Annotated in this window: 17 protein-coding genes; 9 read left to right on the top strand and 8 right to left on the bottom strand. The window is 60.5% G+C overall.

Annotated features, from left to right (window positions below; all coding sequences use genetic code 11):
• The first annotated feature begins 16 nt into the window (after positions 1-16).
• Positions 17-811 carry a hypothetical protein gene (locus QEH57_RS09565; RefSeq protein ID WP_309006504.1) on the top strand — a complete coding sequence of 265 codons (795 nt, stop codon included), beginning with the start codon at positions 17-19 and terminating at the stop codon, positions 809-811.
• On the opposite strand, the gene QEH57_RS09560 is transcribed toward QEH57_RS09565, so the two are convergent.
• Positions 808-1,458: an RluA family pseudouridine synthase gene (locus QEH57_RS09560; RefSeq protein WP_309006503.1), complete on the bottom strand. Its 651-nt coding sequence runs from the start codon at positions 1,456-1,458 to the stop codon at positions 808-810. The two genes, QEH57_RS09565 and QEH57_RS09560, sit on opposite strands and share 4 nt — an antisense overlap.
• Before the next feature lie 54 nt (positions 1,459-1,512).
• Positions 1,513-4,518, bottom strand: a complete 3,006-nt coding sequence (locus QEH57_RS09555) for an ATP-binding protein (protein ID WP_309006502.1) — start codon at positions 4,516-4,518, stop codon at positions 1,513-1,515.
• A gap of 306 nt (positions 4,519-4,824) precedes the next feature.
• Here QEH57_RS09555 and QEH57_RS09550 point away from each other — a divergent pair, with 306 nt between their 5' ends.
• Both QEH57_RS09550 and QEH57_RS09545 read left to right on the top strand, forming a co-directional pair.
• Positions 4,825-5,508 (top strand): 3'-5' exonuclease, encoded by a 684-nt coding sequence (locus QEH57_RS09550; RefSeq protein ID WP_309006501.1) that lies wholly within the window; start codon positions 4,825-4,827, stop codon positions 5,506-5,508.
• Positions 5,509-5,706: 198 nt separating this feature from the next.
• Positions 5,707-6,432: a uracil-DNA glycosylase family protein gene (locus QEH57_RS09545; RefSeq protein WP_309006500.1), complete on the top strand. Its 726-nt coding sequence runs from the start codon at positions 5,707-5,709 to the stop codon at positions 6,430-6,432.
• 106 nt (positions 6,433-6,538) lie between these two features.
• Here the strand turns inward: QEH57_RS09545 and QEH57_RS09540 are convergent, their stop codons facing one another.
• Positions 6,539-6,706, bottom strand: coding sequence for a hypothetical protein (locus QEH57_RS09540; protein ID WP_309006499.1), 168 nt, complete (start codon positions 6,704-6,706; stop codon positions 6,539-6,541).
• 429 nt (positions 6,707-7,135) lie between these two features.
• Between QEH57_RS09540 and msrB the strand changes: the two genes are divergently transcribed.
• The 4 genes from msrB to QEH57_RS09520 all read left to right on the top strand — a co-directional run bounded on the left by msrB (position 7,136) and on the right by QEH57_RS09520 (position 9,925).
• Positions 7,136-7,732, top strand: coding sequence for a peptide-methionine (R)-S-oxide reductase MsrB (gene msrB, locus QEH57_RS09535; RefSeq protein WP_309006498.1), 597 nt, complete (start codon positions 7,136-7,138; stop codon positions 7,730-7,732).
• 86 nt (positions 7,733-7,818) lie between these two features.
• Positions 7,819-8,358, top strand: a complete 540-nt coding sequence (locus QEH57_RS09530) for a hypothetical protein (protein WP_309006497.1) — start codon at positions 7,819-7,821, stop codon at positions 8,356-8,358.
• A 13-nt stretch (positions 8,359-8,371) separates the two neighbouring features.
• Complete coding sequence (gene aat, locus QEH57_RS09525; RefSeq protein WP_309006496.1) at positions 8,372-9,064, top strand: leucyl/phenylalanyl-tRNA--protein transferase; 693 nt, start codon at positions 8,372-8,374, stop codon at positions 9,062-9,064.
• Positions 9,065-9,925 carry an EamA family transporter gene (locus tag QEH57_RS09520; protein WP_309006495.1) on the top strand — a complete coding sequence of 287 codons (861 nt, stop codon included), beginning with the start codon at positions 9,065-9,067 and terminating at the stop codon, positions 9,923-9,925.
• A gap of 94 nt (positions 9,926-10,019) precedes the next feature.
• On the opposite strand, the gene QEH57_RS09515 is transcribed toward QEH57_RS09520, so the two are convergent.
• The 5 genes from QEH57_RS09515 to QEH57_RS09495 all read right to left on the bottom strand — a co-directional run bounded on the left by QEH57_RS09515 (position 10,020) and on the right by QEH57_RS09495 (position 13,903).
• Positions 10,020-11,879 carry a TonB-dependent receptor gene (locus QEH57_RS09515; RefSeq protein ID WP_309006494.1) on the bottom strand — a complete coding sequence of 620 codons (1,860 nt, stop codon included), beginning with the start codon at positions 11,877-11,879 and terminating at the stop codon, positions 10,020-10,022.
• An 80-nt stretch (positions 11,880-11,959) separates the two neighbouring features.
• On the bottom strand, positions 11,960-12,430 hold the full coding sequence (locus tag QEH57_RS09510; protein ID WP_309006493.1) for a peroxiredoxin: 471 nt from the start codon (positions 12,428-12,430) through the stop codon (positions 11,960-11,962).
• Between the two features lies 1 nt (position 12,431).
• Positions 12,432-12,866 (bottom strand): MauE/DoxX family redox-associated membrane protein, encoded by a 435-nt coding sequence (locus tag QEH57_RS09505; RefSeq protein WP_309006492.1) that lies wholly within the window; start codon positions 12,864-12,866, stop codon positions 12,432-12,434.
• Positions 12,863-13,294: a rhodanese-like domain-containing protein gene (locus tag QEH57_RS09500; protein WP_309006491.1), complete on the bottom strand. Its 432-nt coding sequence runs from the start codon at positions 13,292-13,294 to the stop codon at positions 12,863-12,865. The genes QEH57_RS09505 and QEH57_RS09500 overlap by 4 nt, the downstream gene beginning before the upstream one ends.
• 48 nt (positions 13,295-13,342) lie before the next feature.
• Entirely contained in the window at positions 13,343-13,903 is a 561-nt protein-coding gene (locus QEH57_RS09495; protein ID WP_309006490.1) for a thermonuclease family protein, read from the bottom strand.
• A gap of 187 nt (positions 13,904-14,090) precedes the next feature.
• Here QEH57_RS09495 and QEH57_RS09490 point away from each other — a divergent pair, with 187 nt between their 5' ends.
• Positions 14,091-14,894, top strand: a complete 804-nt coding sequence (locus tag QEH57_RS09490) for an RNA methyltransferase (protein ID WP_309006489.1) — start codon at positions 14,091-14,093, stop codon at positions 14,892-14,894.
• Between the two features lie 65 nt (positions 14,895-14,959).
• Positions 14,960-15,688 carry a methyltransferase domain-containing protein gene (locus QEH57_RS09485; protein ID WP_309006488.1) on the top strand — a complete coding sequence of 243 codons (729 nt, stop codon included), beginning with the start codon at positions 14,960-14,962 and terminating at the stop codon, positions 15,686-15,688.
• Positions 15,689-15,705 lie beyond the last annotated feature (17 nt).

Below are 15,705 nucleotides of genomic sequence, written 5' to 3'. Positions count from 1 at the left end.
CCCCGTGCGCCTGGTCATGGAAGGTATCGAAGACCACGAACGCGTCACCTTCCCCGCCAACACCCCCGACTCCCAGCTCGCTTACCAGCTCATCATCGACCCCATCGACGGCACCCGCGGCATCATGTACGACAAACGCCCCGCTTGGGCCCTCATCGGCCTCGCCCCCATCCGCCGCCACCAAGCCCCCACCCTCGAAGACATCTCGGTCGCCGTCATGACCGAGCTCCCCACCTCCAAGCAATTCCTCTCGGAACAACTCTCCGCCACCCTCCTCCCCGACCGCTCCACCACCTTCCATCGCCAAGCCACCAACCTCCTCACCGGCCAAACCGACCCCGTACCCCACCGCCCGTCCCAAGCGACCGACCTCAAACACGGCTTCGCCTCCGTCGCCAAATTCTTTCCCCAAGCCAAAACCGCCCTCGCCGCCTTCGAAGAAGAGCTCTTCGCCTCGCTCACCCCCGACTCCGAGCGCGAAGACGCCCTCATCTTCGACGACCAATACATCTCCACCGGCGGCCAGCTCTACGAGCTCATCGCCGGGCACGATCGCCTCGTCATCGACATCCGCCCCCTCGCGTTCTCGAAAAACGGATACCCGCAGTCGCTCACCTGCCATCCCTACGACCTCTGCACCGCCCTCGTCGCCCGAGCCGCAGGCGTCGTGGTCCGCCAACCCCATTCCCCCACGCTCGACATCCCCTTCGATACCACCACCCCGGTCAACTGGATCGCCTACGCCAACCCAGAGCTGGCCAAGAAAATCCACCCCGTAGTCGAACGCCTCATACAAAAGCGCTTCAGCTAAGCCTCGAAAGACGCCAACAGCGGCTTCCAGGCAAGCGGGGGCTCCGCCTCGAAGTCCAAAGCAACCCCCGATTCCGGATGCTTCATCCTCAAGCTGCGGGCATGCAGACCGAACAAGCCATCGTCCCGACCAACTCCGTAAACCGGATCGCCCAGCACCGGACAGCCCGACTTCAAGGAATGCAACCGCAATTGATGCGTCCTTCCCGTCTTCAGCAAACCACGCAGCCAGCTCACCTTCGCCGCCTCGTCTATGCCCAATACCTGAAACGTGCTCGCCGCCGGCTTCCCGCCTCGCTCCACGTTCGCATGCACGCCTCGCCCCAGCGGGGCTATATTCGACTCAACTTTCTGGATACGGCGATCCCATACGCCATCGACGAGCAGCCAATACTCCTTGCGGACGGACCGCGACTCGAACTGAGCCGCTAATTCCTTGAGAAAGCGCTTCCCCTTCCGCAGCACCACCACGCCGCTCGTCAAGCGGTCCAACCGATGGCAACACCAGACCTGCCGTCCCACCCTTTCGGATACGGCGCCCTCGAGGTCGAGCTCACGCTCGCCCCCGCCTTCGCTCAACATGCCGGATGGCTTGTTGACGACGACAAATCCAACATCATCGAAAAGTATCTGAGGGCTTGCTGGCATCGAAATCCAATTCCCCGCAGCCAACCGCTCCGAACGCGGAAGCTCAATCGAAATCTAGTTGGAGGAAATAAGATCCGTCTCGACCTCCACCAAGGCGCTCTTGATGTCCCCCAGCTTGATCGGCTTCGCCAGGAAACCATCCATCCCCGCATCCTTTGACATTTCCATCGACTCCCCCCGCACGTTCGCAGTGAGAGCGAAGATATACGCCCGCTTGGAGGACGAACGGTCCTTCTCGATCTGGCGGATCAAGCGAGTCGCCTCGAAACCATCCATCTCCGGCATTTGGCAATCCATAAACACCAGATCGTAGTCGCATTGCTTCACCGCCTCTACCGCCTCCACGCCATTGGCAACCAAGTCCGCCGTGTAGCCAAACTTCTTCAACATCATGCGAGCCACCTTTTGGTTCACCGAATTATCGTCCGCAACGAGGATCCGCAAAGGCAGGCGCAAAGCAAAACCGCTTTCCGAGATCGAATCCTTCGCATCCGAGCTCAAAGCGCTCACGCGGGACTTCCGGTCTACCGACTTCAATGTTTCAAGCAGCGACGAAACCTTGCACGGCTTGTAAACCCGCTGCTCGCGATGCCCACGCCCGGACGCTTCCCCATGGTTCAAGAGCTGCACGAACAGCTTCGAACGCTTCCTCAGCGCAGCCACCATTTCTCGACACTCCTCCGACTCCAGCGATGCATCCCGGTCGTCCGCAAGCACGATGTCATAAGCAGCCCCTTGAGAACAGCTCTCTATCGAGGAGACAGCAACGGTATCCATTCCCCAACCACGGCTCAGCGACTCCAAGTAGCCGCGCAAGACCGAATTCGGCTGAGCGATCAAAACCTTTTTCCCAACGAGCTCGGCCTGCTCGCCGAACACTGCATCGCAGGCGGCATCGGCCAGGTTCTCGAAAGCGATGTCGAAGTGAAAGACCGAACCGCGCCCCACCGAACTCTCGACCCACATCTCTCCACCCATCAAGCCGGTCAGCTGCTTGCTGATAGAAAGCCCCAGCCCCGAACCGCCGTACTTGCGCGTCGTCGAGGAGTCCACTTGCGAAAAGACCTCGAACAAACGATTGATGCGATCCTTAGGAATCCCGATGCCCGTATCGCGCACCGAAAAGCGTACCTTGCCCTCCGCCGGAGCGTGCACCTGTATCACAACTTCACCTACATCCGTGAACTTGATCGCGTTCCCTACCAAATTCACCAACACCTGACGCAGTCGTGTGATGTCTCCCACCACCTCGCCCGGCGTTTCCCGATCGATGCGGCAAACTAGGTCCACTCCCTTTTCCGCCGCCTTCGAGGCCAACAAGTCGGCCGCCTCCTCCACGCATTCCCGGATGGAGAACGGAGCCATTTCGATCTCCAGCTTTCCGCTTTCGATCTTCGAATAGTCCAGAATGTCGTTGATTAGCGTAAGCAGGGTATCGCCACTGATGCGGATCGTATTGAGATAGTCCCGTTGGTATTCGTCCAACTCCGTCTCGAGCAGCAAGCTCGCCATGCCGATCACGCCGTTCATCGGCGTACGGATCTCATGGCTCATCATCGCAAGAAAGGCGCTCTTCGCCCGCGTCGCTTGATACGCCTCCCGGGCCGCCTGCTTCGACTGCTTCACCGCCTCCGCCAAACGGATCGCCAAGGTCTCGGCTTCCTCCTTCTGCTCGATCAAATTCTTCTTCGCCCCATGCTCCGCCGTCACATCCGAAGCGATCCCGATGTAGCGAGTCACCTCGCCCGCCTCGTTGTGGAAAGCGCGGCCGACGCACTTGATGTACACCTCGCTGCCTCCACGGCGCCGGGCGCAGAGAACCAGGTCGATATTCTCGCCGCTCGCCAAGCTGCTATCGATGGCACGCACCACGCGGTTCGTATCATCCGGGTCGATACATCCCATCCACGAGCGATAGCTGGGCTTAAACGTCGTGCGAGAAACTCCGTACAAGCCAAAAGTATGGTCATCCCAAACCAAGTCGTCCCGCTTCACGTCCCAATCCCAAATCCCCACGTTGGCGCTTTCCATCGCCAAGGCGAAACGACGAGACACCTCCTCCAGCTCCGCGCTTGCCCGGCGCTGCTCGGTGATATCGATTTGGATACCGAAAAAGCGCTTCGTCCCGTCCGCCTTCACGTCCAAAGGCTTGAGATCCAGCGACGCCCAATACTCCGAGCCATCCGGCCGCGCCCCCGCCAGCTCCAAGGAAACCGAATCCCCCAGCTCCATCGCGCGTCCCAAGCGGGCGAGGTAGAGCGGATCGTTTCGCTCCGTCCGCATGTAAGCAAACGGCTCCGAGCGCTGAAGCTCCTCCAGGCTCGAGCCCACCATCTCCACAAACGCATCGTTCGCCCACTCGATCCGACCCGCAGCATCGCACACGAAGATCCCCTCGCCCGCATGCGCGGCGATCGCGGCAAGCGGCTCCATCTCCTCGAGCGTGCGCTCCCTCGACTTATGAAAGTCCCGTAGCTCCGCCGAAAACCGAGACAGGACCTCCACGATCTCCGCCCCAGAACCCGACCGCTCCAAGCCCAGAGAACCGCGCATCCTCTCCACCTCCGCTTTGACCGAATGCAACAAGCGGCTATGCAAAATGCAGAACAATCCGCAGAAGCTAAGCCACACCCCGAAGGACAATCCAGCCACCGCCAAATAAGCCGACTCCAAACGCTCCCCTACGTTCGATCGAAGAACCAGCCAGCCACTGGCCGCTTCGCCGCCGAACTTGGCCGGCTCCGCCGCATAGACCCAACCGCCTCGGTAGGACTCACCCTCCAGGCTCTCGTAGACCAGCCTCAAAACGGCTTTCCTGCCCAGTCCTGCCGGCGTTCGGTTCTCGTCGCCCAAAAGACTTCCGTCCGTGAGCACCGAAAAGCGCTCAACCCCGTTTTCCGGCGCCTCCAAAGGCTGCTCGAGTAAGCGCTGCAAACGGCTCGTTTCGGCAGAAACGATGAGCTTCTTCGCAACGAACTCGCTACTCAGCAAGCCAAGCAAGCAAGTTGCCGCAAGAGCGAGTATGCTCCAGCGCAGCTGGATTCGATTCAAATGGATCATTTTCGGTGGGAAACCGGGCTAAGGATTATAAGGAAAGGGAACGAGTCCTCTCCCTAAACGGCATCAAACCTGCATAGCTGTAAAAACAACCTTAATATTTTTTGAAAACATGCCTCCTATTAGTCTCGCAATTCGTATCCCAAGAGTGATCCTCCGCCCCTCTCGAATCGAAATCGAAAGCCGGCTGAGAACTTTTTGTCAAAATTCCGCGCCAGCGGAACGAATACTCGTCAAACCTAGTCTAAGATCCGATAGATAAAAAGTAATCCTGCTCAAACTCTAGTGAAACCGCTCTACGCAACGAAAATGCCCTCCTTCCATCCCCTACTCGGCGTACGGGAACTGGTTGCGTTCGACCTCGAGACCACAGGGCTTCGCTACAAGCAGGAAGAGATCACCCAAATCGCCGGCGTCCGCCTCGGCGGCGTGATCATGAACGTGGAAGACAGCTTCTGCACCTACGTCGATCCCGGAAAACCCATCCCCGAAGACATCCAGAAGCTCACCCGCGTACGCGACGAGGACGTCAAAGGCGCCCCCAAGCCGCTGGAAGCCCTGCAAGCCTTTTCAGAATGGGTCGGCGACGCCACCCTCTTCGGACACGACATCTACCGCTTCGACTTCAATTTCATCCGCAAGTACGCCCGACAGGAAGGCGTGGAAACCCGCACCGTCCGCTTCATCGATACCATGGATATCTTTGAAGTCATGTGGCCGGACTTCTCCCGCTTGCGCAACTCGCTCGACGACATCGCCGAACGACTCTCCGCAGGCCTCTCTTCCATGAGACGCCACGACGCCCAGAGCGACGCGATCCTACTCGCCCACATCTTCCAGCGCATCCAGGACCATCCCGAGCTCGAAAAGCTCAGCACCCGCGTCCCCGTGCACGAAGAAGAAATTCCAGCCCTGCCCGTATCCAAGCGCCAGAAGGCCGTCTACGAAAAGCAGGAACCCAAGCGCTTCGACTACCTCGCCTACTCCTTCTAGGAGAGCATTCCGCAGGTAGAAACGTCCCTCCGCTCCACCTTTCCGTCGCCTCGGAGCGACATCACGGCCTGCGGCGTACCCTAATATCGGATACGAAAGGAGCTACCCTCTGCTGCCGCCTCGCCGAGCGCCACCCCTCGAGCGAGCCACCGCCCAAACAGGTTTGACCCCGCCCCGCCCCGCGATACCAATCGCCCCATGTCCCTCGCTCCCAAACTCGCCAAGGCCGCCAAAGAGCTCTGCAAAACCGTCGACTCGCTCACCTTTTCCGAACCGGTCGCCTACGTCTACAATCCGCTGGACTACGCTTGGAAGCCGCAACACAGCTACCTCAAAAAGTATGGAGCCGCCCGCAAGCGGGTCGTCTTCATGGGCATGAACCCCGGCCCCTGGGGCATGTCGCAAACCGGCGTCCCCTTCGGCGAGATCGACTCCGTCAAGAATTGGATGGGCATCAACGAGCCCGTCGGCAAACCGACCCCCGAACACCCCAAGCGCCCCGTCGTCGGCTTCGACTGCGACAAGTCCGAAGTCTCCGGGCGACGCCTCTGGGGCCTCTTCGCCGAACGCTATCCCCAGGCCGACGACTTCTTCGCCGAACACTTCGTGCTCAACTACTGCCCCCTCGTCTTCATGGAGGAAAGCTCGCGCAACCGCACCCCCGACAAGCTCCCCGCCGCCGAAAGCGCTCCCCTCTTCCAAGCCTGCAACCTTCACCTCCGCCGCTGCATCGAGATCCTCCAACCGGAGTGGATCGTCGGCGTAGGCGGATTCGCCCAAACCCAGGCCAAGGACGCCCTGCAAGGCATAGACATCAAGCACGGCAAAGTCCTGCACCCCTCCCCCGCCAGCCCCGCCGCCAACCGCGGCTGGGCCGAAGCCGCCACCAAGCAGCTCCTCGCTCAGGGTATCTGGACCGAATAGGACCCGCTCCACCCAGCCCATCCGCCCCGCGCCCGCAGACGCAAAAAAGCCACCGCACAAACCGCGGTGGCCGAAACAATCTCCGCTCTAAGCTGCGGAACGCGAACTACTTGCTCCAGTCGATCCCGTCGAAGTTGGAGCGGTAGGAGTCGCTGAAACAATTACGAGGCGCGTCGCCCTTGCCGTTCTGCCCTCCCGTTTCCGTAGAGGTGGACGACTTCGCTGGCGCTGCCTTGTTCGTAGCTGTTGAGCTGCTCTTCTTTTCGTCTGCCATAGGAATGCTAAATGGTTCGTGCGCCGGATAAAAAAAACGGCGTCTTTACTGTCAATTCCATTCTATCGGCAGGAAACAACGCTTCGAGAGCCCGTTTGAATCCAAACGCCTCCCCCACTCGTATACCATAGCAGAGGGCAACAGAGCGCGCGGAGGAAATGAGATACTCCGGCGCCTGACTTTCGGGAGCTCGGACACAGTCCATAGAGGAGGCTCCCGCCCCGCCGAATCGCAAGAGGCTGGGCTTCCACGAAGCTCAGGCGAACGGCGGAAACACAGCCAGCGAGGAAAAGCCCCGTTCTCGCTGACGACCAGGCCGCCAAGCAACTCGCTTGGCGGCTTCCATCGCTTTCCACTCAGGCAATCGGAATAAAACGCAAACCGTTTGCCTCTCTAGCAAGGACACGCACACTTCCACCCCAGCCCCGGATGAACCTACGACGCGCCGCACTCGCCACCTTAAGCCTAGCCGCAACCACCTTTCTCATGGCCACCAAGAACGAAAACGATACGCCCGCCCCGCAGCCGCAAACCGCCGAAGAACTCGCCGCCTGCGCCGTTCCCTCCGAAGCTAAAACCACCGCCCTGGAGGCCTTCCAAAAAAGCGACTCCGAGTGGAAGGAGCTGCTCAACGGCGACCAGTACCGCGTCCTGCGCCAGCAAGGCACCGAACCGCCCTTCCGCAACCAATACTGGAACAACAAGGACAAGGGAGTCTACCTCTGTGCCGGCTGCCAGGCTCCGCTGTTCGCCAGCGCCCAAAAGTTCGACTCCGGCACCGGATGGCCCAGCTTCTGGGATTCCATCGAAAGCGAAAACGTCGGCGAAACCGTGGACACCAGCCACGGCATGACCCGCACCGAAGTCCACTGCAACCGCTGCGGCGGCCACCTCGGGCACGTCTTCCCCGACGGCCCCAAGCCCACCCGCCTGCGCTACTGCATTAACTCCGCCTCCCTCGAGTTCGTCGCCAAAACCGACCTCGAATCCCGCGAGCTCTCCGCCTACGCCAAGCACGCAAAATAGGTGCCTGCCGCAAGCGAGGTCCCGGACCCGGCCCCTTCGCCGCAAACGACTCGACATCCCTTCCGCTTCCTAAAAGCTGAGGCCCCATGTCAGCGTCCCTACAGAAGCTACTCACCGAACAACCGCCCAACACCTCCGGCCTGCACGAAGCCATGGCCCTCCACAGCGAGGCCATATTCAAGGAATTCAAAGGCATTCTGCCCCTCTTCCTCGGCAAGCGGGAAGGCGGCCCCTTCGTCAACCTCACCCTGCCCACCGCAGTCACCGAAAGCAGCGAAGCCTTGCTGCAAACCATCTGCGACCTCATCTGGGTCTACAACCTGCGCGTCATCTCCTTCGTATCCGCAATCCGGATGCCCAACGAAGAAACCGGCGAAAACGAAATGAGCGCCATGCTCATCACCGCCGACAAAGCCCACGCCTACTTCCAGCTTCCCTGGAAACTCGCCTTCGACGAAAACCAGGACATCGTCTCCTCCCAGCGCTCCTCCCTCGCCACCGATATCATTCCCCGCGAAATCTGGAGCCAGCTCTTCGCCGCCAAAGTCACCCCCGACAGCCGCACCATCTCCTACGATCGCCTGATCGAACGATTCGGCAGCGCTGACGAGATCCCCCAACCCTAGTTCGCGAACGCGCGTGCCCATCTTTCAACTACGAAAAGATCCGATTTTCCCCGATCCGGAACTTGCCGAGGAAGAGGGCATCATCGCCATCGGCGGCGACCTCAGCCCCCAACGGCTCGTCGCCGCCTACTCCTGCGGCATCTTCCCGTGGTACTCGGAAGGCGACCCCATCCTCTGGTTCTCCCCCGACCCCCGCATGGTCCTCTACCCGCAGAACTTCAAGCGCAGCAAGACCCTCACCCGCCTCGTCAACTCCGGGAAATACCAGCTGCGCGTCGACCACGACTTCCCCAGCGTCATCGCCCACTGCGCCAAGATTCCGCGCCCCGGCCAAGACGGCACCTGGATCACCGGCGACATGCAGGAAGCCTACATCCGCCTCCACGAGCTCGGACTCGCCCACTCCTTCGAAACCTACCAGGGCGACACCCTCGTGGGCGGCCTCTACGGCGTTTCGCTCGGCCGCGCCTTCTTCGGCGAATCCATGTTCCACCACGCCCGCGACGCCTCCAAGTTCGCCTTCCATGCCCTCGTCGACTTCGCCCTCGAAAAAGGCTTCCACTTCATCGACGCCCAACAACCCACCAAGCACCTAGCAAGCCTTGGCGCCCAAGAGGTCCCCCGAGCCACCTTCCTCCGCCAACTCGCCGCCTCCCAGCGCCACCCCACCCTCCAGGCCAAGTGGCCCCCGCAGCCCACACCTTAAATGCTCTACCTCATCGCCGTCTCCCTCCTCTGGGCCTTCTCATTCGGAATCATGGGACGCCTCACCGGACTCGACTCCACCTTCGTGGCAAGCGTCCGACTCTCCATCGCCTTCCTCTGCTTCCTTCCCTTCTTTCGTCCCAAGAAACTCAATACAAGCGAGTCCCTCTGCCTCCTCGGCATCGGGGCCCTCCAGTTCGGAGTCATGTACGTTAGCTACATAAAAGCGTACGCCTTCCTTCCTTCCCACCTCGTCGCCCTCTTCTCCGTCCTGACCCCGCTCTACATCGTTCTCGCCCACGAGCTCACCCATAGACGCTGGCGCTGGAGCCTGCTCGGCTGCGCCCTGCTCTCCATAGCCGGAGCCGCCGTCATCAAATACAACTCAGCCCCGGAAGGCTCCATCTGGATCGGCTTCGGCCTTATGCAAATCGCCAACCTCTCCTTCGGCCTCGGACAACTCCTCTACCGCTCCTGGAAACGAAAGCGTAGCCACCTCCACGACAGCGAAGCCATAGCCGCCCTCCTGTTCGGCGGAGCCCTCCTCGCCGTCCTCGGCTTCACCCTCTTCGGCGACAGCAGCAAAACCTCCCCCAGCAGCGAGCAGTGGTACGTGCTCGTCTACCTCGGCGCCATCGCCTCCGGACTCGGCTTCTTCTGGTGGAACAAGGGCGCCGCCCTCAGTTCGCCCGGCGTGCTCGCAGCCTGCAACAACGCCGTTGTCCCCCTCGCCATGGCCGCGTCCCTCTTCGTCTTCGGCGAAGCCCGAGACATCTCCTCCGACTCCGTCCTCAAGCTCGCGATCGGAGCCAGCCTGATCTTCGCCGCCATCGCTTGGGGAAAGACGAGTTCCAAAATCTGAATACAGCACAGAGCTCCCCTGCTGCCGCACAAAAAAAGCGACGCAGGCCGAAGCCCACGCCGCCAACTATACCTGCTAGGTAAAAGCGTTACCCCTACCAACCGTAGAGCGCGCCGACGCTGAACTGGCGGCCGCGCCCTGGCGTTCCGGGGATCTCCTGGAAGTCGTCTTCCCAAAGGTTTTCGACCGAAGCGTTCAGCTCCAGTCCCTCAACCTCAGGTACGGAATAATAAACGCCCACGTGCGTGAAAAACGCGGCATCGTCGCCTTCGCGCAAGACGTTGTCAGCCTGATCGCGGTACTCGTTGTCGATACGGAACTGGATCTGCTCGGTAGCCCGCCAAACCGCAGCCGCCGTCGCGCGGAACTTCGCATAATTCAGTGCATAGAAACTGGCGTCCACGGACGGATCCCCGTAGTCCTCATCCTTGTCCAAAATCGTGGCGCTAGCCAAAAGCTCGAGCTGGCCCATGCGCTTGGAACCGATCACCTCAAAGCCGTAGGTATCGATATCCACGTTCTTGGCAGAGCGAGCGCTGGTCGCTGCGAACGAGTACGTCCAGTCCACCAAGTCCGCATCCTCCCGCACGAACGCCGCCGCCTTCACGCTCCAGTCGGAACGCTTCAACGTCGCGCCAAGCTCCACGTTGCGGGAAACCTCGCGCTCCAGATCCGGATTGCTCGCAAACAAGCCTCCCGTCGCTCCGCCAATCGCCGTGTATCCGGAAACCTGTGACGCCTGGGAGAACGAAAGATAATAGGAATCGTCCCCATTCGTCCAAGTGATATCAGCGATGGGCGAAACCTCGGAAGCGTCGCGATTCGTATCGTCGTAGCTGAGACCTGCCCGAAGGCTGAGGCGACGCTCCCCTTTCTCGGAGAGCAGAAACTCGGGCAAGACGGAAACCTTCGTATAGTCGCGACTGGTAAAGTTGTTCTCCAGCTTCGTCGATTCGATCTCGTCCGTCGCCAGCTGCACCATGTAGTTGATCTTCGCTACGTCGCTCACAGCCTGAACACCGTTGAGCGCTGCAGCGCTGACTTCCGTCTGGTGCACGAAGGATCGATCGTCCACCGAGGCCCGATTGAAGAGGTAGTGGTCATGGTGACGGCGATGATACACCGTCGCTTCCCAAAAGCTGTCAGGCCCGCAACTTTGGGAGTGGTTGAACAGAAACAAGCTGGTACGTACCTCGTCCGACTCGTTCGATCCGTAGGGAGCCGCATAGAGCTCCGGCCAAGCTAAGTACTTCGATTGGTAGCCCGCGAAGAAATCCGTCTGCGCGCTCTCTCCCACCCGCTGCAACCGTCCGCTGTAGCGAACGAAATTGTGGTCCCCGTTTTCGATAGAGCCAGCCGACTCCGAACGGGACGCCTCGACCTCCGCTCCCCAAACCGCGGCTTCCTCCACCGACAACAAGGTCGCCTGATGCAGCCGCTGGTAGTTCAAGCTGTTGTCGCCAAAGCCGACCGCCGCGCTGCCGCCCTCGGAAATCTCAGTCCAAGAATAGTCAACCGTCCCGACCGTGCTGTTGAAACCAGCAAATGCATTGTCGCTCGCCACTAGGAGCCCTGGTCCTTCCAGCATCTCCGGGGCGACGGGAATCTCCGCGAAATAGTGCCCCGTCTGCGGATCCAGCAAAGTCGCTGCCCCCACTCGGAAGCCGGTGTTCTCGAAAATGCCGCCGCGAATGCTCACGTCGCCCTGCGCTTCCGCGATGTTGCGAACCTGCAGATCGAACTGCGGATTCAACTCCAAACGAGAAACCGGCGCCCCATAGGTGGAAGCCGGCTCGACCGTCGCCGTATGCGAACTGCTCACGTACAGCTCAGGGAGCTCCACCGTGTAGGACGGGTCTTCGACCTGGGCTTGGGCAAACAGGCCCCCAACACTCGCCAAAGCGGCAAGCCCGGCTGCCTTCGAAAAACCATTCAACTGCGATTCTGAGATCATAAGACCTTCTAAACACAGGAAAACGAACCATTAGTAAACTAAAAAAGCGTTATCCTTAACAAGCAAACGCGAAGCCTGACTTAACGCTCCACCAGCTCCCGCAGCTGCTCGGCATGCCTAGCCGAATCGACCTTCTCGAGCACTGCCAGGACCTTTCCCTCTGGGTCTATCAGGTAGGCGGACCGCGTTGGCCCCAGGAAGGTCTTCCCGTACATCTTCTTCTCGACCAGAGAATCCGTCGCCTTGGCAAACAAATGCTCCGGATCGGAAACCAAGGGGAAGGACAGCTCCAGCTTGCAGGCGTACTTGAGGTGGGAGCCGGGAGTATCCTTGCTCAGGCCGATCAAGTCATAGCCCAACTTATCCAGTTCCTTGGCAGCGACTTGCATCTGCTGTACCTGCTTGTCGCAGTTGCTGGTATTGTTCCGCATATAGACGGAAACGATCGTCGGGCGACGGATCAGGTCCGCCATGCGGCACGTCCGCTTTTCGCCGCCGTCCGCAAGCTGCACGGAAAAATCGAGGTTTATGCTCTGATTTGCTTCTATCATCTTAAACTTGCTCCGACCCGAACCTCTTCTCGACCAGCCAGGCTCCGACCACCGCCAGCAACAGCAGCACGTTCTGCCCCATCTTGATCAGGTAGTCCGCCGTCGTCTGCAGCTGATTCTCCCCAAAACAACCGCAATCCATCTCCAGACCCCGAGCCATTCCCTGAGCCACCAGCCCAATAAAAAAGACAAGCATCAAAACGGTTAACAACGCTGCCCCCTTCCGCCAGACGCCGCTCACCAGGGCCAGCGCCACCACCAGCTCCACCGCCGGAGCAAAGAACGCCAAGCCTAAAGCCACCTCGTAAGGAAAGAGCTCGTAGGTGAGCAAGGACGAGAGGAAGGCCTCCGGATCCAACAGCTTCACCGTCGCCGCGATCCCGAAAAACAGCCCCACGACCGCGTACAGGATCCAACTGAAAACGCGCGGACTCATCGCTCGCCCCCTTCCACCAAACCAGCCTCCCGGAGCGCTTCCCAGCCTCCTTGGAGCGAATAGATTTCCTCCATCCCCAAGTCCTCCCGCAAGCGAGCCGCCACATGGTGGGAACGCAGGCACGACTGGCTCGAGCAATAAACCACGATCGGATTCCCCGGAACCCATCTCTCCAGCAGCGAGGCGAAGCCAAGCTCCCAGTTCTCCTCGTTGAGCAAGCTAGCCCCCTCCAAATGGGCCGCCTCGTAGTCCGCGTCCATACGGGCGTCGACCCAGAGAACGCCCTCGAGCTCCTGCGCCGCGGCCAGCTCGATCTCGTGCTCCGAGGCGCCGGACGGCACCACCTGCGGACGCGCCAGGTAGCTCGCCGTTCCCAGCACCGCAGAAAGCGCCAAAATAAAAAAGGACTGCCGAATGGCCTGCTTCATGGAACGACATCAAGCAGAGCCTCAACCGCCGAGTCCAGAGCAGAAAGCCTATTCCTTGCGCTCCTGCTCCTCCGGATCCACTTCCATGTTGGCAATGTCGTCGTCGCTCATCTCTCCCCCCGAGTTCCGCTTGTCCTCGAGCAATTGGATGATAGCCGGATTCCACACCCCGACCTGCTCCTCTTGAGCCAGGCGCTGCGCCTCCCCCAGAGCCCCGTCCGAACTGGCTTCCGAAACCTGCCAACGGGCAAAGCCATGGCGCACCAAAATCGCATTCACGTATTCGCCACCCAAGGTCCGGACCTCAGCCGCCATCACGTCCGAGGAAGATACCATGACCGGCTTCACCGAAACCCGCTGCCCGCGCAGCGATTCCTCCAGGAAGGCGAAGATCTTTTCGTCGAGCATCTCCGCCTCCGTCGCCGGAGAGATGCCGAACAGCTTCACCACCACGCGACGTCCATCTCCAAAGTCGACCGCCAGGGCATCCTTCTTCAGGATGTCCCTCACTACCCCTTCTCGATCCTTCTCGTCCGACTTTTTGTTGAGAAAGAAGTACATCGCGAGGATCACGATGGCAACGAGGACGAGAATGGGGACAATAGTCATGGCAGATGGGGGTGGGGAGTTAGAGCTAAGATAGTGAACATCAGGCGTTTTCCAGCAAGGCTATAATCCTCTATTAGACGGCCTACGCCCAAAACCCTTAACAATCAAAAGCGCACCTGGAGCCCCTGATGGGCACTCTTGACATTTTATTTGAATACGGCCCCTCCCGCCCCTACAGCAAAAGGAAATGATCGAGGCCGAACTCATTACTAGCCTACAAAACCCACGGGTCAAAAACCTCGTGAAGCTGCGGGACCGCCGTGCCCGCAACCAACAGGGCGTCTTCATCGCCGAAGGCTACCGCGCCATCTCGCGGGCCATGGAAAAGGACGTCATCCCCCAGGAAGTCTACTTCTGCCCGGACTGCTTCCTCGGCGAAAACGAAGAGGGCTTGCTCGCCCAGGCCCGCTCCCGCGGCGCCGCCCTCTTCGAGCTCTCCAAGCACGCCTTCGAAAAAGTCGCCTACCGCGACCGCCCCGAAGGCCTGCTCGCCGTCATCGAACAGTGGAACTACACCCTCGACGAGCTCACGCTCTCCGATCCCCCCTTCCTGCTCATCGTCGAATCCATCGAAAAGCCGGGCAACCTCGGCACCATTCTCCGCTCCGCCGACGCCGCCGGCGTCGACGCCGTCATCTGCTGCGACTCCGTCACCGACCTCTTCAACCCCAACGCCGTGCGCTCCTCCACCGGAGTCCTCTTCTCCATGCCCACCGTGTCCGCCAGCACCGATGAAGTGATCGAGTGGATACGTGCCAAAGGCATCCGCACCGCCGCCACCACTCCGCACACCGACATCGTCTACACCGATACCGACCTGCGCGGCCCCCTCGCCATCGTCATGGGCTCCGAACAGTTCGGGCTCTCGGAAAAATGGCTCACCCACTGCGACACCAAAGTCCTTATCCCCATGGCCGGCCAGGCCGACTCTCTAAACGTCGCCATGGCCACCCTCATCACCCTCTTCGAGGCCGTTCGCCAACGCGGTTAGACCTCCTTCGGAACGCGCCCGAGCACGCTCCCAGCCTTTCCCTCATCACCCGCCACTCTCCCGCCGTGCGCCTCTCCCGACTCCAGAAAAACTTCGAAAGCCTCGCTTCCGCCGACCCGCTCTGGACCGTCCTCTCCGCCAAGGACAAAAAAGGCGGAAAGTGGGATCCGGAGGAGTTCTACCAATCGGGCGAAGACTGCATCCGCGGACTCCAGGAACGCCTCCAAGGTATCGGAATTCCCATGACAGGCCACAGCGCGCTCGACTTCGGCTGCGGAGTTGGCCGCCTCACCTTTCCCCTCTCCCGCCGCTTCGACCTAGCCATCGGCATCGACATCTCAGCCTCCATGCTCGAGGCCGCCCGACAAAACGCCCACCGCGGACGCCATTGTAAGTTCATTCTCAATACAGAGAAACACCTCGACTGCCTCGACTCGCAATCTCTCGACTTCGCCTACTCCGACATCGTCTTCCAACACATCGCCCCGCGCTACTCCAAGCCCTACTTCCGCGAAATCGCCCGCGCCCTCAAGCCCGGCGGCACCTTCGTCTTCCAGCTCCCCAGCCACCTCATCCATGGCAGCCCCCTGGGCAAGCGGCTCAACTACGCCGCCAAGGCCCTGCTCCAAACCTTCGGACTCGGGCCCGCCTACTTCGAGATGAACGCCATCCCCCGCGACGCCCTCATCTCCTTTCTCGAGCGACAAGCCGGCCTCGTCCACGTCGCAGACTGGGACTACCCCGCCGCCGGCCCCAACTGGCAAAGCTACCTCTACGCCTTCCAGAAACTCTAGCGCGGCTGCATTGCCGA

Source organism: Pelagicoccus sp. SDUM812005 (assembly GCF_031127875.1).
GTDB lineage: Bacteria > Verrucomicrobiota > Verrucomicrobiia > Opitutales > Opitutaceae > Pelagicoccus.
The sequence above is the reverse complement of the archived record's forward strand: the minus strand, read 5'-3'. Positions and strand labels throughout refer to the sequence as shown.